Below are 21103 nucleotides of genomic sequence, written 5' to 3'. Positions count from 1 at the left end.
TGAGTCAGTTGAGCTGGGGGTAGAGCGGCTTCAGATCGCCGCCCACCTGACTGTAATGATTGATGGCTTTGCCGTGTGCCTGGTACAGGCGTGCGGCCCATTGGTGCTGCGGATAGCGAGTGAGAAAGGGCAGCACCCAGACCATCTTGTGCGGGCCGACTTCGCTCTGGCGCTCGGTCAGTTCCGCCAGGGTCTTGGGCTCCAGCGCGGCGCGCGCGGCAAAGTTGGCCAGGCCGGCGAGTTTCTCGCGCTCCTGCTCGGTGAGTGGGCGACCGTTATGTTCGGCAGCCTCCACCAGCAGCATCAGCGGTACCAGGGCGTAGTGGCTGTAGTCGGCCGCCAGGCGGCCACGGGCGACCTCCAGGGGCAGGTACTGGTATTCGCCCTCGCCGGGGGTGAGCTGGGTGAAGGCGCGGCGCAGTGCGACATCGGCCCAGGCCAGGGCGCGGTCATCGTCGAGCAGCATGGCGGTGGCGGCCACGGCCCAGGCGGCCCAGTAGTCGTGGTTGTTGAAGTAGATGCCGCTGTCGTAGCGGCGCGGCTCGTACTCGGCCATCACCTTGGCCGACAGCTGGCCCAGCCAGCGCGCCTGAACGGCGCTCAGGTGATAGCGCTGATCGCTCAGGGCCTGCACCTTGAGCAAGGTTGAGGCGATGGCAGCCAGTGCCCATTTGCGCGAGGCGACGCCGGTCTTGCTGGCGTCGTCGCTGAGCAGCGCCGATTGGCTGGCCCAGGCATCGAGCCACTGGTTCAGGCAGGCCAGGGCGGTGGTGGCTTCATCGGCCTTGCGGGTGCGCTGGAACACCTGAGTCGCTTTCACCAGGCCGCCGATGTAGTGCTTGACCTGCTGGCGGATGCGCTCGGTGTCCTTGCTCTGACGCGCCACCAGCCGCGATTTGCTGGCGTCGCTCTGGTCGTACTTGCTGTCCAGTTGCAGGTGCCCGGTGTAGGCCGCGGGCGGCTTTTTCGGGCAGCTCGCGTTGCGGTAGTCGCCCGTCATCTGCGCCGCCACGTTCGGCGTGTGGTTGCTCCAGATCGACTGCGTGGCGCTGGCGCTCATGGGGCCGGCGAGCAGCACCAGCATGGCCGTCAGGCGGCCGGGCGAAAGCCTCACAGACATAGCTTGGTCTCGATCTGGAAGGGTTGCTCCACCACCTGGGTGGGTTCGAGCAGCACCGACAGCAGGTTGGCGTCGCGGAACTCCGCAGCGCGGCTCAGCTCCAGGTAGTACTGGCCGCCGGTGACGATGGCTTCACGGCGGAACCACACCTTGTCGCGCGTGCCGTTGTCGTAGTAGGTGATGATGTAGAAGTTCTTGATGTTGGGGTCGCTGATGCGAATGTCGAGTACCGCGTCGCGGCCTTTGAGGTCCTTGCGCTGCGCACCGGCGTTGCTGAGCAGTTCGAGACGATCGTTGAGGCCCATGGCCGGGCGTTCGAGACGCGCTTCGAGCAGGCTGTCGCTGGCCTTGCAGCCGCCGTTGACCGCCGGGATCAGCTGGCGGTACATCAGGTCGCCATCGAGGCGGTAGTTGGCCGGCAGCTCCCAGATGATCAGCTTGGGTGCCTTGTCCGGTGCGTAGTTGGACGACAGCAGGTATTCCAGCAGCGAGCCGTCCTGGCCCGCGCCGGGCAGGGCGTAGTTGATCAGGTCGCTGCTCAGGTACTGCTTGAGAAATCCGTCGAAGTTGAACTGCTTGGTCTCGTCTTCACGGGCGGCGGAGTTACTGGTGCCGACCAGGACGATTTCCGGGTCGGGCTGGTCCTCGAACAGCAGGGCGGCGTCGTTGTCTTCCGGCACGGTCTGGTAGCCGGGCACGAACTGATAACCGAAGTGGTTGCCGCAGATCGCCGCCAGGCCGAGGTTGAGGGTGCCGTCCTTGGACAGGGTCAGGGTTCGCTCGGTGGTGTAGCCCTTGCGCGGGAGTTGCGCGTAGACCGGGTGCTGGCGAATGGCGTCGGCAGTAACCCGTGCGGTGGCCTCTGCGCCTACCGGGGTCCAGTGGTGGTCGCGGCGGAAGAAGAAGTCCTTCGGCGGTTGCTCCACCAGGGTCATGATGTCCGGGACGATGGCGCCGCCGTCACGCATCTGCTGCAGGAACTTGCGCAGGTTGGCGCTGGCACGCGCGTAGTCGAAGCCATGCATCTGCCCTGGCTGCAGCTGGGCGCGATGCATCAGGCCGCGAGTCGGTTGCACGGCCACCGCCACCTGGGTGCCATGGCTGGCGAACGCACGCATCAGACGGGTGAACTCCGGCTGCATGGCTGGCGGAATGCCGAACTCGTTGGTCAGGTCGACCTCCGAACGGAACAGCCAGCGATCGCTCCCCGGCACGATCTGCTTGAGTGACTTCATGTTGCCTTCGGCATATTCCTCGGGCGCACCGAGTTGCGGGCAGATCAGGCATTGCAAATCCGTGCATTCATCGGTCTTTTCGCCCTGCGCCGCCGCGCTGGCGTGCTGTACGCCTGCTGCGATCAGGCTGCCGATGGCCAGTAGAAAATAGTGCTTCATGCTCGTCGGGATCATCGTCCGCTCACTTGTTTGGCCGGCCGTTCAGGGTTCATTCGCTGGGGTCGATGCTGTTGGCCAGGGTTATCGCGCGGTAGCCGTTGGCGGCGGGTAGCAGGGCATAGCTGTAGGAGCGGCCCTTTTTCAGGAACAGCTCGTCGAAACCGATCAGTTGTTCGCTGCCGGCATAGGCGGCGAAGGCGATCTTCAGCTCGTTGACCATGCGGCTGCCGGTCTGGTCGCGCTCGATGGTGTCGACCACCACGTGCTGCCCGTCGACGGTCTTCAGCGCTGCCGGCTTGTCGGTGAGGTTGTAGAAGGCGATCTGCGCCTTGCGCGGTTCGTTGACGAACTGGTCGGCGATCAGCAGCAGCTGGCCGTCGCGGTAGATCACCGTGCTGGCGGTGTTGGCCTTCAGCTCATGCTCGATCGCCTGGTTGGCCACGGCGATGCGCTGCTTGCCCGGCACGACGAAGCGATAGCCACCGAACTGCCCGCCGGTGACGACCTGGGGCTTGTTCTTGCCGCTGAGGGTGACTTCGATGTTGCGTTCGCTGAGGTTGAGTACCCGCACGAAAGCCGAGTTGGCCGGGGCCACCGGATCGTAAAGGTCGGCGTTGCCGTCCTGGGCTTGGGCGGCGGCGCTGGCGATCGTCAGCAGGATGATCAGGGCGCGGGAAATGAAGGCAGGCATGCGACGGTACCTCGGTCAGTGTTGGGCAGTTTCTGGCGTAGCCAGGGGCGAAGGAATCTGGCGCTGGGCGAGCAGGGTGCGCAGGGGGAATTCCCAGATCACGGTCTGCAGCTCCGCGCTTTTCGCGGCTGGGCCGGCGAGAAATTCGTTCATCGACTGGAACGGGCCACGGGCTTCCAGCGCGACGCTTACCAGGTCGCGCTGCAGGGCTTCCTTGAGAAAGCCGACGAAGTTCCAGTCATCGATGCGTGTGTAGCTGGTGCCTACCAGCGCCAGTGACACGGCCGCTTCGCCGAACAGGCTGTCGGCGAGGTCGTTGCGGTTCTGCTGCAGGGTTTCGTAGAGCTGGATATGCACCGGCTCGAAATAGCTGGGCGCCAGCCTGGGGTCGAACTTGAGGTAGTTGAGCAGGTCGCCGGTGACTTCTTTTTCGCTGACCGCCTGGGTCAGGTAAGGGGTGTCGCCCTGCAGTTCAGGGAACTGTTTGGCCAGGGTTTGCGCTGCCAGTTCGGCGCCCCTCGGGCTCCAGTGAGTATCGTTACGCAGGAACAGCTGCTCATTGGCCGCCGCGTTCTGGTAGGCGCTGCGCAGGTCCACGGTGTCGATGCCGTGGTCCTGCAGGCGCTGGCTGAAGTGCTGGTACAGGTCGCTGATCGGCTGCGAGGGGGCATAGGTGGAATGTACGGCGTAGGTGTCCAGCTTCATCGGAATGGGCAGGACGATCAGCCGCGCGCCCTGTTGCGCCAGTTGCGCGCGTACCTTGTCGATCAGCACGATCTGTCGCTCCAGGTTGCCCTCGAGGTCCCTGGGTTGCAGGTATTCCTGATTGGTGAACAACCAGCCATCACGCCCCAGCACCACGCCGCTGGCGCCTTCACGAAAGATCGCGTGCTGGATGTTGGCCCACAGCTCGACGGACGGGTCGCGCAGGAACAATTGCTTGTCGTAGAACTGCTCGAACTTGCGCACCAGTTTGCCGTCGAGAAACAGCGACACAGCCTGGGTCTGCGTGCCGGCGAAGGCGAACACCGTCGGCAGCGAATACAGGAACATGGCGCACAGCATCACGCAGAAAAGAATCCCGTTGATCTTGCTGGCCGAGTTCATCACCGGAAACATGGGGGCATCCTCAGAACTGGAAGTACAGGAAGGGTGAGAAGGAGTTCGCGGCCAGGCGGGTCAGCGTCAGCAGGAAGCCGACCCACAGCAGCAGGGCGCTGAAACCGCTGACGTGCTGCATGAAGTACTGGTCCTTGTGCGTGCCGGCGTAGTAGCGAATGTTGATGCCGCCGGCGATGACGATCCACAGCAGGGCGATCAGGGTGAAGGTCATGGTCATGGCGGAGGTGCCGAACCAGTAAAGGTCCAGCGAGCCGATGCCGTTGAGGCCGATCAGCGCCTGATAGACCTGCAGCGCGTGCGGCAGGTTGCCGGTGAAGAACAGCGGCATGCAGGAGGCCAGCACGAACATGCAGCGGGCGTTGCGCCAGAAGTTATAGGGCGTGTTGACCTTGGTGGCGATGCCCAGCTTGCGCTCGACCACCATGGCGATGCCGAAGAACAGCCCCCAGAAGATGAAGGCGAAGCTCGGCCCGTGCCAGAGCCCGGACAGCACCATGGTGATGACCAGCCCGACGAGCATGCCGGTCAGGCGCTTGCGTACCAGCGGCATGTACACGTAGTCGCGCAGGAAGTCGGCCAGGGTCATGTGCCAGCGCTGCCAGAACTCGGTGATGCTCTGCGCGATATAGGGCTGGTTGAAGTTCTCGGCGAAGCGAAAGCCCATCATCATGCCCAGGCCGATGGCCATGTCGCTGTAGCCGGAGAAGTCGAAGTACAGCTGCAGGGCGGAGATCAGCAGACCGAACCAGGCGTCGGCCATCTGCAGTTCGCCACCGCCGCCAATGAACAGGGTATTCATCGGTGCCAGGGAGTCGGCGATCAGCACCTTCTTGATGAAACCGAGCATGAAGCGGCAGGCCCCTAAGGAAAACAGCTCCAGCGAGTGGGTGCGGTTCTTCAGCTGCTTGTCGATCAGGCTGTAGCGCAAGATCGGCCCGGCGATCAGTTGCGGGAAGAGGGCGATATAGGCGGCGAAATCGACGAAGCGATGGGTGGGTTCGGCATTGCGTCGATAGATGTCGACGATGTAGCTCAGCGCCTGGAACACATAGAAGGAGATGCCCAGCGGCAGGATGATGTGTTCCAGGGTGAAGGTATTGATGCCCAGCGGTTCCAGCACCGCCACCAGCACGTCGGCACCGAAGTTCGCGTACTTGAAGTAACCGAGTGTGGCCAGGTTGCCGATCACGCCGACGGTCAGCAGGCGAAAGGCGATCTTCTTCTCGCCGGCATCGATCCGCGCCTTGATGCGCAGGCCGAACCAGTAGTTCCAGTACGAGATGGCGACGAACAGCAGCAGGAAGTCCGGACGCCACCAGGCGTAGAACAGGTAGCTGCCGAGCACGATCACGTACGAGCGCCAGTGGTCCTTGGCTATGTAGTAACAAAGCAGGAACACCGGCAGGAACAGGAACAGGAAGACGTTGGAGGCGAAGATCATGCTAGCGCTGCTCTCGGTCAGTAAGTCAGGGTTATGCCCAGCGTCAATTGATAGTCATCACCGATTTCCAGCGCACTGCCGGCCTTGAAATAGCTCAGGCTGGCCAGGGTGTTGAGCTGTACCCGCTTGCCGTCGTAGGCCAGCGGGAACATGCGCCAGTAGTGGTTGATGTCCAGCACCTGGCCCAGATGGGACGAGCCGGTATCGCGCACCACGCCTTCGGTGGTGGTGCGCAGGGGCAGCTGCGCCGAACGGTTGCGCAGATGCAGATCGCTGATGCGCAGATCCAGCGCCGTGCGGTCGGTGGGCTGGGTTTCCAGCACGATGCCGTAGAAGGCCAGGTTGCTCAGGTTGACGCTGACCAGGTTGCTGACCAGGCGACTGCTGTAGCTCAGCGGATCGTTGCGCCGGTCGGACTGGATGCGGTTGAGGGTGAAACCGTCGCTGCCGCTGTCGTCCGGGCGATCGGTGATACCACCACTGATGCCCACGCGCGGTGTCCATGGCAGCGTTTCGAAGCGCTTGCCGACATCCGCTACCACGGCCCAGCCGGTCTTGTCGCCGCTGTCGCGCAGGCCATTGTTCTGCGTGGTTTCCTGCCTGCCGTCGAGTGCCGCGACTTCCAGGTGATAGTCGCTGACCAGCGAGGTCAGGTGGCGGGTGTCACCATGCAGGAATACGCCGTAACGCAGGCCGTCGAAGTCCTGGCGATCATCGGGCGAGCTGCCCGAGTAGTCGTCCTCGTGCAGCAGTCGCGCGCCGATCCAGTGATCGGCATGCCAGCGCCAGGCGTACTCGGCCATCAGGTAGCGAATTTTCTTGTCGCGCGGGTCGAGGCGGTTGTCGTCGGAGTTGTAGTAGTAGAACTTCTCGGCGATGGCGACGAAGCCTTTGCCGAAGCTGTCGTTGTAGTCCAGGCGCAGGGCTTCGATGCTGTCGTCCCACCAGATGCCGAAACGATCGCTGAAGCGCTGGCGGCCGAAGGTCGCGGAAAAACGCGGGTCGTCGCCCAGCAGGTTGCGGCGTACATAGAACTCGCGGGCTTCGCTGTAGGCATGGCGCCGGCTCGACAGGTTCTCGTCGTTGCCCTCGTCGCTTTGCAGGGCATTCGGATCGGTGTCGTAGTTGAGCCACAGGCGGCCGAAGGCTTCCCACTTGGCCCAGCGTTGTTCGGGGGAGTACCAGCGGTAGGACGGTTCGTAGCGCAGGCTGAAGAAGCTGCGGCGGTCTTCGCCCAGGCGCGTTTCGTCCGGCCCGTAGCCGGTGCGCAGGAACAGCTTGTGCGTCAGCAGCGAAGTGACCGGCTCCAGCTCGGGCGAGGCGATGCTGGTTTCGTCTGCGTGCAGCAGACCGAGCGGCAGGCACGCGAGCAGCAGGGCTGCGCGGCCAAGGGAACTAGGAGCGCTCACAGTATGGATTCCTCGATAAGACGGTTGCCTTCGGCGGCGGCTATGTCGCGCTGTTCAGGCGTGAGCCGGGTGCTGAGCGAGTGCATCAGGTCGGTGGCGCGCTGGTCGCCCAGCTCGTGGGCGGCATAGGCGAAGCTGTAGGCCTTGCCGTTATCGCGGCAGATGGCGCGGCCGTAGGTATAAAGGCGGGCGATGCGCAGCAGGGCGTTCGCCGAGCCCTGGCGAGCCTCTGCCATGTACAGGGTCAGGGCGCGATCCTGATCGGGTTCGTCCAGCCCGCCCTGGCTGTACAGGTCGCCTTCGAGCAGCTGTGCTTCGGGGTACTGCTCGGCCTGCAGCTCGGCGATCAGGCGTTGGCTCAACTGCGGATCGAGGGTGCGCCACAGCACCATGTGCAGGCTGGCGCGCAGTGCCTTGATGCGCTGCGGGGTGATCGGGTTTTCCCGTTCGGCCATGCTCAGGGTCAGGCTCTCGCCCTGGCGTTGTTCCAGCCGTTGGATCAGGGCCAGCACCGGCTCCGGGCTGTAGCGGTCCGGTGCGGTCATGAGAAAGCTGGCCTTGCTCAGCATGGCCGGGCCGAAATCACGCTCGATGGCGTTGTCCAGCCACTGCAGCACTTCCCGGTCGAGCTGTTCGACCAGGCTGGCATGGGCCTTCGCCTTGACTTCGCGGGCCTGCTTTTCTTCGTCGTTCTGCGCGCGAGTGGTCGGGCGGTTGTTGTTGAAGGTGCTGATCTCGATGTTGCGGATGTTCGCCACCTGCTGGGCGATGCGGTGCACCAGGTCGACCGGCAGGGCGTTGATGCGCGGCGCCAGGCGTTCGGCGAAGGCGCGAAACAGCAGGTTGCGCTGCTCGCCAAGAAACTCGTAGTAGCGCTGCACGGCGCGCGGGTCGCTTTCCACGGCCAGCTGGAACCACTTCTCGGCTTCGCTTCTTTCACCGTAGCGGGCTGCCGCCACCGCCCGGTACAGCGGCGCGTGGCAGTAGATCAGGCAGGCGCGGTCATAGAGCTCGATCAGGCGGGTAACCTCGTCCTGGGTGAACAGCTCGGGGTAGACCAGAAATACTTCCAGGCGCGTGTCGACGGCGATGAAGTCTCGTCCAGCGGTAAAGCGGCTGAGTGCCTGGCGCATGTATGCGCGATTGGCTTCGCGCCAGCGCGGCTTGTTGTCCACCAGCCGGGCCAGGGGGATCAGCGCGCCGATGTCACCGCGGCCATCGGCAAAGGCCTGCTTGAACAGGTCGATGGCCTGCGTGGTATTCGCCGGGCTGCGGCCGGCCAGCACTTCGCCGAGCAGGCGCGTTGCGCCCAGGTCGCCACGCGCGGCCAGATGGCGCAGGTCTTCTTCGACCTCCGCCTGGCTGTCCTGAAACAGCGCATAACGGACCTGCTCGAGGCTGCGCGCCGCATGCGCCGAGCTGGCGAGCACCAGCGTCAGGGCGGTTGTGCAAAGAAGGTATCTGACCGGCATGGCGACCTCAGAACGTCCAGCGCAGGGGCAGGCCGAGCTTGAAGTCGACGGCCGTCGGCAACTGATAGGCGCTGCGCGGCAACGCCTGATCAGGCTTGATGGTCAGCTCGACCATCTGCCGTTGGTCGTCAACGCGGCTGGCGACGATTTCGCCGCTGTAGAGGGCGTCGCTACCCAGCACACGCATCTCGACCGCTCGCACGCGCTCGATCTTGTCCATGCGCTCGAACGGCACGCTGGCCTTGACGTTCAGCGGCTGATCCTGCGGCAGCAGATGCACCAGTTGCTCCTGCTTGTAGGCGAAGCCGTCCATGCGCGGGCGGGGGAAGTACAGGCTGCAGTCGCAGGGGCTGGCGATCACCGTCTCGACGGTCACGCGGCCGAGCAGGGCGGCTGCATCCTGCTCGGAAAGGCTGGCCAGGGCGGCGATGTCGGTCGGGCTGGTCAGGCTGCTGGCCAGTTGCGTGGACACGCTGGCCAGCGGCTGGCCGGTGCTCACGCTGGTCTGCTCGGGGCCGATCAGGTACTTGAGGTTGCCGTTCTCCGGCATGCTCACCACGTAGGCGTTGGCGCTGACCACCGCCTGTGCGGCCGGCATCTGGAAGAACAGCAGGTAGCTCTTGTAGAGGATCAGGCTCAGTGCCGCCAGGCCGGCGCCGAGGAACAGCATCGAACCCAGCGCCGCCTTCAGGCGTTCCGTGGGCGTGCGCGAACTGGCCTGTTTGGTCTTGCGCTCCTTGATGTAGTTCTCGCGCTGCATCACGTTGAACAGGCCGTTGATGTCGGCGATGTCGCCGGACATGTAGGCCGAGATGATGTAGCGCAGGATGTCGCGCTTCTGCCGATCCAGCTCGACGAACTCGGCGCCCACTTCATGGCCGCGCTGGGAGACGATCTTCAGCTTGGTGTCGATGTTCAGGTCGACCCTGTTCAGCTTCAGCTTGATCGAGCCCTGGAACAGGCTGCCGAGCTTCAGCGGCTGCTCGTGGGACAGACCGATACCGCCCAGGGAGATGTCCAGGATCTCGCATTCCACGCCGTTCAGGCCGTGACCTTGCAGGCTGATGCGGGCGGGAATCTTGGCGCGGACGAACTGGCGCTCATCGATCGCTTCGTGAACAACGTTTGCAGGTAAGACAGTGGTGCTACTCATAGCATTCGCGCCTTTACTTAAGGTTGCGTGAGTTCTAGCAGGACCGAAATGACCCCGAAGAAGATGGCAATGGAGGACAACAACATCGTCTTCGACGTCCATCGATTAAGGGCCGCATCGAAACTGACGCTGCCATTGCTGAGCGTGGTCTTTTGCCGGGTCCAGCTCTGCTGGTCCATGTGGAACATGGTGTAAACCTTCATCACCGAGCCGACGATCTGGTTGTAATACAGAACGAAGGGGTACATCGGATGCACCGGGTGCTTGGCGAAGAAGAACAACAGCGTTACCAGGGTGCGCGACAACAGCACCCAGAACAGGTACAGCAACAGGTACTGGATGCCGAACAGCAGGCCGGCCACCACCGAGGCGCTCAGACCCATCAGGCAGGTCCACATGGACACGCGCTGGTCGTACAGCACGTACATGGTGAACAGGCCCAGACGGTCGAGGCCCAGCAGTCGGGTAGCGCGGAAGTTCTGCCGCAGCGAGTTGCCATACCAGCGGTACATCAGTTGCCGGGTCGCGCGCAGGAAGCTGTTGTCGGGTGGATGCTCCACCGTCAGGGTGTGGCTGTCGGGCACGTAAAAGGTGTCCCAGCCGGCGCGCATGAGGCTGAACCAGGAGGACTTGTCGTCGCCGGTGAGGAACTGGAAGCGCCCCAGCCGCCAGTGATCGAGGAAGTCGGCTTCCACGTCCTTGATGAATTCCGGGTTGGTCATCACGCTGGCGCGGAAGAACGACAGGCGCCCGGTCATGGTCAGCACGCGCTTGCTCAGCGCCATCGAGCACATGTTGATGTGCCGCTGGACGAAGCGCATGGTGTGCCATTCCTGCATCAGCCGGCTGCCTTCCACCTCGCAGAACTCGTTGGTGGTGATGCCGCCGACGCTGGGCAGATAGGCGAACATGCTGACGGCGCGCTCGACGCAGCCGGGCAGCATCATGGTGTCGCCATCGACCACACCGACCACGGCGTTTTCCAGCGGCATCTGCCGGGACAGCGCGCGGAAGGCATGCGCCAGGCCGTCGCGTTTGCCGGTGCCGCGTGCGCGTATGATGATCAGCTTGATGTCGTCGCGGTCGCGGACTTCCTGACGCATGATGTCCTTGATGAAGTTCTCGTCGCCTTTCTCCACGATCGAGGCGATGACGGTGCAGGGCACCGGCATCCGCTGCACTTCCTGAAACACCGACTGGTACACCTTGAAGGTGGTGTGGGTCGGGATGCGGAAGCTGGTCACCACCATGAACATGTGTTCGGGCAGTGCCGCGGCCCCCATGCGTTCGACGGCCTTGCGCATGCGTGGGAAGCGCCAGTGCAGGAAGTACATGCCGCGCAGATAGTGAGTGGCGGCGTTGCCATAACGCCACATGCCCAGTGCGCCGATCAGAAAAATGAATTTCTGATGCGACGGGTCGAGGTAGCTCGGGTCGACCATTTCCGAGGCAAGTGCGAGCAAGGCGATCAGGCATAGCCAACCGCACAGCTTGCCGAAACCGGATGAGGTGTCGACCCCATTGAATAACCTAGGCATGTGACGTGCTTCCTCCAGTGAAGCCCTGTACGAGCGTCAGGCGCGGTGACGCTGAAAGTCGCTAGCTGACCGTGGCGTCGGTGCGGCCGTAGACATCCTCGAAGCGCTCGATGTCGTCCTCACCCAGATAGCTGCCGGACTGGACCTCGATGATCTCCAGAGGAATCTTGCCGGGGTTGGCCAGGCGGTGAACGGCGGCGATGGGGATGTAGGTCGACTGGTTCTCCCAGAGCAGGAAGGTCTTGTCGTCACAGGTCACCCGCGCGGTGCCGGAGACCACGATCCAGTGCTCGGCGCGGTGGTGGTGCTTTTGCAGCGACAGGCTGGCGCCTGGCTTGACCACGATGCGCTTGACCTGAAAGCGGTTGCCACTGTCGATGGAGTCGTAGCTGCCCCACGGGCGATAGACCTGGCAATGGTTCTGCGCCTCGGCGCGCCCGTCGCAGGTGAGGGTGTTGACCAGTTGCTTGACGTCCTGCACGCGGTCCTTGTGGGCGACCATCACGGCGTCCTTGGTCTCGACCACCACCACGTCCTTCAGGCCGACCAGGGTCACCAGCTTGCTCTGGCTGTGGGCCAGGCAGTCCTGGCTGTCGTGGATCACCACGTCGCCAGAGCGGCTGTTGCCCTGGTCGTCCTTGGCCCGGACGTCCCACAGTGCGGACCAGGAACCGACATCGTTCCAGCCTGCCGCGAGCGGCACCACGCAGGCGCGATCGGTCTTTTCCATCACCGCGTAGTCGATGGAGTTGTCCGGGCAGCACTCGAAGGCGCTGGGGTCGATACGGATGAACTGCAGGTCGCTCTTGCTGCGGCTGAGCGCCAGCTGGCAGGTGTCGTAGATGTCCTGATCGTGGCGTTGCAGCTCTTCCAGGTAGCGGCTGCAGCGGAACAGGAACATGCCGCTGTTCCAGACGTAGTCGCCCTGCGCCACGAACGCGCTGGCGGTGGCCAGGTCGGGTTTCTCGACGAACTGCTCGACTGACAGAACACCACCCGGCAGCCCGGAGCGCTCGCCGGTCCTGATATAGCCGTAACCGGTTTCAGGGCGCTCGGCGGGGATGCCGAACAGCACCATCTCGCCCTGTTCGGCAGCCTTGCGAGCCACGCCGAGTGCGCTGTGGAATACCGGCAAGTCTTCGATCACGTGATCGGCCGGAAGCACCAGGAGCAGCTCGTCACGGCCGGCGGCGAGCAGGTGCATGGCGGCAATGGCCACGGCCGGCGCGGTGTTGCGGCCGAACGGCTCGAGCAGAATGGTCTGCGCCTCGTTGCCGATAGCGGCAAGTTGTTCGCTGACGATGAAGCGATGTTCCTCGTTGCACACCACGATGGGCTTGCTGATGCCCTCGATTGCCAGGCGGCCGAGCGTCTGCTGAAACAGGGTCTCGCTGCCAGTGAGGGCCAGGAACTGCTTGGGATACAGCTTGCGCGAGAGCGGCCAGAGTCTGGAGCCACTGCCGCCGGACAAAATCAGAGGAATCATGCTGTCACTCCTGTAAACATCGATTCGGATCGTATGGGCAGTGAACGGGCGACACGCCATAACCAACCAAGCGGCACCTGACCGGTGCCGCCTCTGTTCTTGTTAGCTTGCTGCTACCAGCAGATACCTTCCTTGTTGGCCTGGGTGGCATGCGCCATGAACCCCACGAGATCGACGATCTGTTTGTCGTCGCCGACGCTGTTCATGACCTCGGCGAAGCGCTGTTCGCCATTGCCGATGATCAGCACGTCGGATTGCGCGACCACCTCGTCGAGCTCCTTGCACAGCAGCGAGGAAACGTGGGGGATCTTCGATTCGATGTATTCCTTGTTCGCACCGAAGACCCGGGCGTACTCGACGTTGCTGTCGAAAATGCGCAGCTCGTAGCCTTTGCCGATGAGCATTTCAGCCAGCTCGACCAGGGGGCTTTCGCGCAGGTCATCGGTGCCGGCCTTGAAACTCAGGCCCAGCAGGCCGATGCGGCGCTTGTCGTAGTGGGTGACGATGTCGAAGGCTTTCTTCACCTGGGCGGCGTTGCTTCGCATCAGCGAGCCGATCAGCGGCGTTTCCACGTCCAGGCTGCCGGCGCGGTAGGAGAGGGCGCGCACATCCTTGGGCAGGCACGAGCCGCCGAAGGCGAAGCCGGGCTTCATGTAGTACTTGGAGAGGTTGAGCTTGTGATCCTGGCAGACCACGTCCATCACCTCGCGGCCGTCGACGCCGGCGGCCTTGGCGATGTTGCCGATCTCGTTGGCGAAGGTGACCTTGGCCGCGTGCCAGACGTTGCAGGTGTACTTGATCATCTCCGCCACTTCGATGGACTTGCGGATGATCGGGGCGTCCAGCTCGCTGTACAGCTCTTGCAGAAGATCGCCGGACTGTTCGTCCAGTTCGCCGATCACGGTCATGGCCGGGAAGTCGTAATCCTTGATCGCCGTGCTTTCACGCAGGAATTCCGGGTTGGTGGCCACGCCGAAATCGACACCGGCTTTCTTGCCGGACGCTGCTTCGATCAGGGGGATCACCACGTTCTTTACCGTGCCCGGCAGGACCGTGCTGCGCACGACCACGGTGTGGCGTTCCTGCTTGTCGCGCAGGGCGGTGCCGATCTGCTTGCACACCGATTCCATGTAGCCGAGATCGAGGTCGCCATTGCGCTTGCTCGGCGTGCCCACGGCGATGAAGGACAGTTCGCTGGCCAGCACTGCGGCACCCACATCGGTGGTGCCACGCAGCAGGCCGGAGTTGACGCCGGCTTCGAGCAGTTCGGCGAGGCCGGGTTCGACGATGGGGGACTTGCCTTGATTGATCAGGTCGATCTTGGTTTGCGAGACGTCGACGCCAATGACCTCATGGCCGCGAGCCGACAAGCAACCGGCGCAGACGGCGCCAACATAGCCCAATCCAAAGATGCTGATTCGCATAGGTCCCTCTCTCATATAAATGAGTTAGCCGGTTTGAATTGGCCAACATCCGTGTTCATTAAGTACGCCACCAAGATTGCGTAATGGTTACTGCAATCGAAGAGGGGTGCTCGAATTGGCGCGGATACTAAGTTGGCTGTTTTGGCATTTCAAGCAAAACCTGAACCAAAAGTTATGAATTGTTTTTTATTGCTATGCGTTAAAATTTTTATTAATAAAAACAATTACTTATATTTGCTGTTTTTTAGGCGCCAAAAAATAGTTGCAGCTTTTTAGTGTGTTATTTTTATGGCGCCATAAAAACATTGCTTGTTGTGCTTAGTTGTATTGCACCGCACTAAGGCTCTGCTCGGAAGTTGTGCATGAGTGCGCTGTGCCGTGTTCGACGCTGGGCGCGGGAATGCTGATTAGCCGTCATGCGAACAGGCAGGGGGATTTCGAAGGGCGACAGCGTGCGTTGGAGAGCTGCTCCGCTCTGTGCGTCATGCCACGTAATTGAGGCTTGGCACAGTGCCACTGCCTGGACTACTCTCCGGTCACCGGGCTAACGAAGTGGCCAACAGGCAGGATGCCGACCCCATACACTTCGTTAGCTCGGTAATCCTTTCCGCTGAGCAATGTGCAGCGAGTGGAAAAGCAAAGCCCTCCGAGAGAGGGCTTTGTCGTTTCTGCAAGACGCCTTGCGCGTCTGCTGCCTGTCAAGAGCATCCCTGCTGCCTTTCCATTCCCGCCCTAAGCATCGTTGCTGGTCAGCCTAGGCGATATCTGGCGTTTTGCCATGTATTCCAGGGAGGTTAGGCGTCAGCTGGTGCGCTGCACCTGCGCCCTGTCGGGTTTGGCGGCGATCAGGTGTTCCGGCAGGTCGAGCAGGTCGGTGTCGTAGGTCTCCAGCGGAGGCGGGCGGCGCTCGAAGCGGGCGCCGAGTACCAGCAGGCAGGGTGTGAGCAGCAGCGTCAGCACGGTGGCGAAGGCCAGGCCGCCGGCGATGGCGCTGGACAGTTGCGTCCACCACTGCGTCGAGGGCGCGCCGAAACCAAGGCTCGGGGTGAGCAGGTCGACGTTGATGCTGAGCACCATGGGCATCAGCCCGAGGATGGTGGTCACCGCAGTGAGCAGCACCGGACGCAGGCGCAGGCTGCCGGTTTCCAGCGCCGCTTCGCGCGGCTCCAGGCCCTGGCGGCGCAACTGGTTGTAGGTGTCGATGAGGATGATGTTGTTGTTCACCACGATGCCGGCCAGGGCGATCAGGCCCATGCCGACCATGACGATGCCGAACGACTGACCGTTGATCAGCAGGCCCATCAGCACGCCGGCAGTGGACAGGACGATGGCCGACAGCACCAGCGCCGCCTGGTAGAGGCTGTTGAACTGGGTTACCAGAATGATCGCCATGAGGAAGATGGCGACGACGAAGGCGGTCATCAGGAAGGTGGCCGCCTCGCGCTGGTCGGCATCCTCGCCGGCGAACTTCACCTTGACCTCGGCCGGCACCTCGCCGAGTGCTTCGCGCAATGCCTTGAGGCGTTCGTCCAGGCGCGCGCCTTCGGCCAGGTCGGCCTGCAGGGTGATGGTGCGGTCGCCATCGACGCGGCGCAGGGTGCCGACCTTGGGCGCGGGCTGCAGGTCGACGAAGTTGCTCAGCGGTACCTGGCCGGCCGTTGTATTGAGGGTCAGGCGGCCGAGCTGGTCGAGCGAGCGCCAGTTGCCGGGCAGGCGCACGCGGATGTCCACTTCGTCGGTGGCATCTTCGGGACGGTAGGTCGCCAGTTTCAGGCCGTTGGTGATCATCTGCACGGCGTTGCCGACGCTGAGCACGTCCGCGCCGAAGCGCGCAGCGGCCTCGCGGTCGACCTTGATTCGCCATTCGATGCCGGGCAGGGCGCGGTCGTCCTCGATATCGGCGAAGCCGCCGAGCTTCTGCATTTCCCCGCGGATACGCTCGACCCACTGCTCGCCCAGTGCCGGGTCCAGCGAGCTGATCTGCAGCTTCACAGGCTTGCCGTCGGTGGGGCCTTGTTCCTGCTTGCGGAACTCCAGCACCACGCCGGGAATACCGGCGGTGCGCTGGCTCATTTCGGCGAGGATGTCCTTGGCCGGGCGGCGCTGATGCCAGTCGACGAACTGGAACTGCAGGGTGCCGATCACGTCGGCGCCGAGCTGGCCCTGCTGGCCTTCCGGCTGGGCCAGGGAGCGTGCATACAGTGCCTTGACCTCGCGCATGCCGATCACCTGCTTTTCCACCTGCTGGAGCAGGGCGTCCTTCTCCTGCACCGACAGGTCGCCGCGTGCGCGCAGCCAGATCTGCGCGCTTTCCGGCTCGACGTCGGGGAAGAACTCCACGCCATGGTTGAAGCGGCCGTAGCCGACGTAGATCAGCGCGATCAGCGCGAGCATGCCGAGCAGGGTCAGGCCGGGGCGCTTGAGCAGTTTTTCCAGCAGGCGGCGATAAGCACTGCCCGCGCGGCTGGCGCTCTGTGCCTGCGGCCGTGCCTGGCCGCCGGTGACGGCGCCGAGCACCGGCAGAAACACCAGGGCCATGGCCAGCGACGCCAGCAGGCAGAGAATCACCGTGGCCGGCAGGTACTTCATGAACTGCCCGACCACGCCCGGCCAGAACAGCAGCGGCAGGAACACCACCAGGGTGGTGGCAGTGGAGGCGATCACCGGCCAAGCCATTCGCGTTGCGGCATTGGCCCAGGCCTGACGAGGCGTCTGGCCCTGCTGCAGGTAGCGGTCGGCCAGCTCGGAGACGACGATGGCGCCGTCCACCAGCATCCCGGCCACCAGAATCAGGCTGAACAGCACGACGATATTGAGGGTGAAACCGAGCATCCAGATCAGCAGGATGCCGGTCAGGAAAGCGCCGGGAATGGTCAGGCCGACCAGCAGCGCCGAACGCATGCCCATGCTCGCCACCACCAGGATCAGCACCAGGACGATGGCGGTGAGCACGTTGTTGAGCAGGTCGCCGAGCATGCTCTGCACTTCCTGCGACTGATCCATGATGTAGCTGACTTCAACGCCCGGCGGCAGCAGGGGTTTGGCCTGCTCCATCAGCGCCTTGACCTGGTCGATGGTCTCGATGATGTTGGCGCCGCTGCGCTTGGCCACTTCCAGCACGATGGCCGGCTGGCCGTTGATGCGGGCGAAGCCGGTGGGGTCCTTGAAGGTGCGGCGGATGGTGGCGACGTCGGCGAAGGTGACCACGCTGTCACCGACCACCTTGATCGGCATGCGCATCACGTCTTCGAGGTCTTCGATGACGCCGGGCACCTTCATGCTCATGCGGCCTGCGCCGGTATCCAGGCTGCCGGCGGCGACCAGGCGGTTGTTGCGGCTGACCAGGTTGAACAGCTCGTTATAGTCGATGCCGTAGCTGTCGAGCACCTGCGGGTCGACGACGATTTCCAGCAGGTCCTCGCGGTCGCCGCCGATCTCCACCGACAGCACTTCGGCGATGCCTTCGATGTTCTCCTTCAGGCGCCGGGCGATGTACACCAGCTCGGTCTCGGCAATCGGCCCGGACAGGCCCACCGACAGCACCGGGAACAGTGCCACGTTGACTTCGTTGACGGTCGGCTCGTCGGCCTCTTCAGGCAGCTTGCTGCGCGCGGTATCGACCTTCTCGCGCACGTCGGCCAGCGCCACCTTGGCGTCGAAGCCGGCGTCGAACTCCAGGGTCACCGAGGCGTGCCCTTCGCTGGACACCGAGCGCATTTCCTTGACGCCCTCGAGGCTGCGCAACTCCTGCTCCAGGGGGCGTACCAGCAGGCGTTCGCCGTCTTCCGGGCTGATGCCTTCGAGGGTCACCGAAACGTAGATGATGGGAATGACCACGTCCGGGTTGGATTCCTTGGGCATGGCGATGTAGGCCACCAGCCCGCCGCCGAGCAGGAACAGCAGGATCAGGATGGTGGTGCGGCTACGGTCGAGTGCGGCAGCGATCAGTGCGTGCATCTCAACTGCCCTCGGCCGCGAGTTGCGTGCGGACCTGCTGGCCGGGCTGGACGAAGCCCTGGCCGAGGGTGATCAACGCCACCTTCGGCGGCAGGCCGCTGACCCAGGCACCCTGGTTGTCGACGCTGATCAGTTGCACCGGGGTGAACTCCACGCGCTGCGCCTCGTTGACCCACTTGACGCCGTGGCGGCCGCTCTCATCGAGGCTGAGCAGGGCAGGGGACAGGCGATGGGCCATGGCTTCGCCGGTCTGGATGTGCAGGGTGGCGCTGGCGCCGGCCAGGCGCAGGCTGTCCGGGTTGTCCACCTTGACCTCGATGCGGAAACTGCGCGAGCCGGGGTCGGCAGCTGCGGCGATAAAGTGCAGTTCGCCTTGCAGTGTGCGGCCATCGAGCAGTTCCACTTTTACCGGTTGGCCCAGTTCCAGCTGGGTGACCTGCTGCTGGGCAATCTGTGCGCTGACCTTGAGGCGGTCGATATCCACCAGGGTCAGCAGGCTCTGGCCGGGCTGGACGAAATCGCCCAGCTCGACCATGCGCTGGTCATAGATGCCGGCAAACGGCGCCTTGATCTTGGTGTTGCGCAGTTGCAGACGGGCACTGTCGAGTTCGGCGCGGGCCTTGGCCAGCTCGCTTTCCAGGCGCATCAGCTCGTTGGCCGAGACCAGGCTGCGTTCGCGCAGACGCTTGGCGGCGCTGACGTCGCTCTGACGCTGGCGCACATCGGCCTCGCTGCGTGCGACCTGGGCCGGGCGGTCGTCTGGCGAGATGCTCAGCAGCAATTGATCGGCTGCGACGCGGCTGCCCTTGTCCTGATCCAGGTTCTGCACGCTGCCACTGACCTGGGCGCGCAGTTCCACTCGGCGCCAGGCTTCGACCTGCCCCTGCACCACATGCTCGCGCTGCATGAGTTGGGCTTGCAGCCATTGAATTTCGACGCGCGCCAGCTCGTTGCTGGTGACGGGTTGGTCGGGCTCGACCTCGTCGCGAGCGACGAAACGCTCGCCGCTGAACAGCCAGGCCAGCAGCAGGACTGCGATGACGATGGCGATGATCCAGGGACGCTTGCTGAGTTGGGCGAACATGTGGGGTTACTCGCTGAGTGCAGGCGCTGCGTGCAGCGCGGCGGCCTGGCCTTGCAGGCCGGCAATGATGAAATCGGTGACGCGCTGGAAATAGGCGTTCAGCTCGATGGGTTCGGCCCAATGGGCGAAGCCGCCGGAGGCGATGCGTGCCATCACGCCATTGACGCAAGCCTCCACGCCCCAGAGCAGGTGCTGGCAATCCGTGGGGGAGAGTGTCAGTTCGCCGAAGCTGCCCTGCAGCAGTTGGTTGAACAGGGCCATGTACTGACCTTCCAGCTCGAGGAACTGCTCACGGTAGGGCGCGTCCAGGCGTTCCTGGAAGGCGGGGCGGTCGCACAGCAGGCAGAGCTGGGCTTGCAGTGGGTCGGCCAGCAGTTGTTCGAAGGCGCGGCGAATCACACGGCGCATGGCTTCGCGAGGCGGAGCCTGGTTCGCGGTCTCACGCAGTTCGCTCAGATGCTGGCGCGAGCAGTCCAGCACCAGGCGCGCGTAGAGCGCCTCTTTGCTGGAGAAGTGCTTGTACACCGTGCCCTTGCCAATGCCGGCGTGACGGGCCACCTCGGCGATGGTGACGCGATCCCAGGATTGCTCCTGAAACAGCTGGCGAGCGGATTGCAGCAGGGCGTTTTCCCGCTGCTGGAAGAGTTGATCCTGGTAGCGCATGACGGTTCCGGGTTTCGTGACCGGTGGTCATGCTATGACTGTTGGTCACGACGCAGCAAGACGGGAGTTGTAACAAGTCAATTGGCGTGGACGGGCGTTCGCCCTGGCGTTGGCGATTGGAGAGGTGGTCGTAGGGTGCGCCGTGCGCACCGGGGCCGGCGGCGGTGAATTGTTGGTGCGCACGGCGCACCCTGCGTGCGGCCGTCAGCGCGCCACGCTGACGCCTTCGAGGCTGGCGAAGGAGGTGTCCTTGGCGGTGAGCAGGAAGTCACGCATGAACGGCGCGTCGAGCATGTCGGTGCGGATCGCCGCGTAGAGCGTGGCGAACAGCCCTTTTTCGCCCAGGCGCTTGGCGCTGACGTAACCGCGCGAGCTGTACTCGTGCAGCGCCCAGTTGGGCAGGCCGCACACGCCACGACCGCTGGCGACCAGCTGCATCATCATCACCGTCAGCTCGGAGGTGCGCACCTGGGCCGGCTCGATATCGTTGGGCTCGAGAAAGCGCGTGAAGATGTCCAGGCGGTCGCGTTCCACCGGGTAGGTGATCAGGGTTTCCGTGGCCAGATCCTGTGGCTGGATGCAGGCCTTGTGCGCCAGACGGTGCTGGTTGGCGACAGCCAGCATGGCCTCGTAGGTGAACAGCGGCACATAGGTGATACCGGCCAGCTCGATGGGGTCCGAGGTCACCACCAGGTCCAGATCGCCTCGGGCCAGGGCGGGCAGCGGGGCGAAGGAGAAGCCCGAGGCCAGGTCCAGCTCCACCTCCGGCCAGGCATCGCGGAACTGGTCGATGGTCGGCATCAGCCACTGGAAGCAGCTGTGGCATTCGATGGCCATGTGCAGGCGACCGGCCGTGCCACCGGCCAGGCGCGCCAGGTCGCGTTCGGCGCCGCGCAGCAGGGGCAGGGCGGCATCGGCCAGTTGCAGCAGGCGCAGGCCGGCGCTGGTGAAGCGCACCGGCTTGGTCTTGCGCACGAACAGCTGCAGGCCGAGGCGTTCTTCCAGTTCCTTGAACTGGTGCGACAGCGCCGACTGGGTCAGGTGCAGGCGCTCGGCGGCCTCCACCAGGCTGTCGGTTTCGCGCAGGGCGTGCAGGGTTTTCAGGTGGCGTAGCTCGAGCATGGCGGGTCTCTGCGAAGGTTTCACTCA

The 21103-nt window shown here is 63.8% G+C and carries 15 protein-coding genes; all 15 read right to left on the bottom strand.

Features of this window, described 5'->3' with window-relative positions; all coding sequences use genetic code 11:
- Positions 1-4: 4 nt before the first annotated feature.
- The gene (locus tag ACN0X6_RS09045) at positions 5-1120 is read right to left on the bottom strand and encodes a polysaccharide lyase (RefSeq protein WP_417703337.1); all 1116 of its coding nucleotides are present in this window, start codon (positions 1118-1120) and stop codon (positions 5-7) included.
- Positions 1111-2514 (bottom strand): alginate O-acetyltransferase AlgX-related protein, encoded by a 1404-nt coding sequence (locus ACN0X6_RS09040; protein WP_417703336.1) that lies wholly within the window; start codon positions 2512-2514, stop codon positions 1111-1113. Before ACN0X6_RS09040 ends, ACN0X6_RS09045 begins: the two co-directional genes overlap by 10 nt.
- Before the next feature lie 49 nt (positions 2515-2563).
- Positions 2564-3205, bottom strand: a complete 642-nt coding sequence (locus ACN0X6_RS09035; RefSeq protein ID WP_417703335.1) for an alginate O-acetyltransferase AlgF — start codon at positions 3203-3205, stop codon at positions 2564-2566.
- A 15-nt stretch (positions 3206-3220) separates the two neighbouring features.
- Positions 3221-4324: an alginate O-acetyltransferase gene (locus ACN0X6_RS09030; RefSeq protein ID WP_417703333.1), complete on the bottom strand. Its 1104-nt coding sequence runs from the start codon at positions 4322-4324 to the stop codon at positions 3221-3223.
- 10 nt (positions 4325-4334) lie between these two features.
- Positions 4335-5768, bottom strand: coding sequence for an MBOAT family O-acyltransferase (locus tag ACN0X6_RS09025; protein ID WP_417703332.1), 1434 nt, complete (start codon positions 5766-5768; stop codon positions 4335-4337).
- A 17-nt stretch (positions 5769-5785) separates the two neighbouring features.
- Positions 5786-7177 (bottom strand): alginate export family protein, encoded by a 1392-nt coding sequence (locus tag ACN0X6_RS09020; RefSeq protein WP_417703330.1) that lies wholly within the window; start codon positions 7175-7177, stop codon positions 5786-5788.
- A complete protein-coding gene (locus ACN0X6_RS09015) occupies positions 7174-8649 on the bottom strand; it encodes a sel1 repeat family protein (protein WP_417703328.1) in 1476 nt (491 codons plus the stop codon). Before ACN0X6_RS09015 ends, ACN0X6_RS09020 begins: the two co-directional genes overlap by 4 nt.
- 7 nt (positions 8650-8656) lie before the next feature.
- The gene (locus ACN0X6_RS09010; RefSeq protein WP_417703327.1) at positions 8657-9802 is read right to left on the bottom strand and encodes a PilZ domain-containing protein; all 1146 of its coding nucleotides are present in this window, start codon (positions 9800-9802) and stop codon (positions 8657-8659) included.
- Between the two features lie 17 nt (positions 9803-9819).
- The gene (locus ACN0X6_RS09005; RefSeq protein ID WP_192981893.1) at positions 9820-11340 is read right to left on the bottom strand and encodes a glycosyltransferase; all 1521 of its coding nucleotides are present in this window, start codon (positions 11338-11340) and stop codon (positions 9820-9822) included.
- A gap of 61 nt (positions 11341-11401) precedes the next feature.
- The gene (locus ACN0X6_RS09000) at positions 11402-12826 is read right to left on the bottom strand and encodes a mannose-1-phosphate guanylyltransferase/mannose-6-phosphate isomerase (protein ID WP_417703325.1); all 1425 of its coding nucleotides are present in this window, start codon (positions 12824-12826) and stop codon (positions 11402-11404) included.
- A 113-nt stretch (positions 12827-12939) separates the two neighbouring features.
- The gene (gene algD / locus ACN0X6_RS08995) at positions 12940-14250 is read right to left on the bottom strand and encodes a GDP-mannose 6-dehydrogenase (protein ID WP_160017557.1); all 1311 of its coding nucleotides are present in this window, start codon (positions 14248-14250) and stop codon (positions 12940-12942) included.
- An 801-nt stretch (positions 14251-15051) separates the two neighbouring features.
- Positions 15052-18207 (bottom strand): efflux RND transporter permease subunit, encoded by a 3156-nt coding sequence (locus ACN0X6_RS08990; RefSeq protein WP_417703322.1) that lies wholly within the window; start codon positions 18205-18207, stop codon positions 15052-15054.
- Between the two features lies 1 nt (position 18208).
- The gene (locus tag ACN0X6_RS08985) at positions 18209-19291 is read right to left on the bottom strand and encodes an efflux RND transporter periplasmic adaptor subunit (protein ID WP_417703321.1); all 1083 of its coding nucleotides are present in this window, start codon (positions 19289-19291) and stop codon (positions 18209-18211) included.
- Positions 19292-19297: 6 nt separating this feature from the next.
- Positions 19298-19954, bottom strand: coding sequence for a TetR/AcrR family transcriptional regulator (locus ACN0X6_RS08980; RefSeq protein ID WP_417703319.1), 657 nt, complete (start codon positions 19952-19954; stop codon positions 19298-19300).
- 204 nt (positions 19955-20158) lie between these two features.
- On the bottom strand, positions 20159-21076 hold the full coding sequence (gene metR / locus ACN0X6_RS08975; protein ID WP_417703317.1) for a transcriptional regulator MetR: 918 nt from the start codon (positions 21074-21076) through the stop codon (positions 20159-20161).
- Between the last annotated feature and the right edge of the window lie 27 nt (positions 21077-21103).

The sequence above is a fragment of the Pseudomonas sp. genome, assembly GCF_048269965.1.
In the GTDB taxonomy this organism is placed as follows: Bacteria; Pseudomonadota; Gammaproteobacteria; order Pseudomonadales; family Pseudomonadaceae; genus Aquipseudomonas.
Note: the sequence above shows the minus strand (reverse complement) of the source record. Positions and strands in the feature narration are given on the sequence as shown.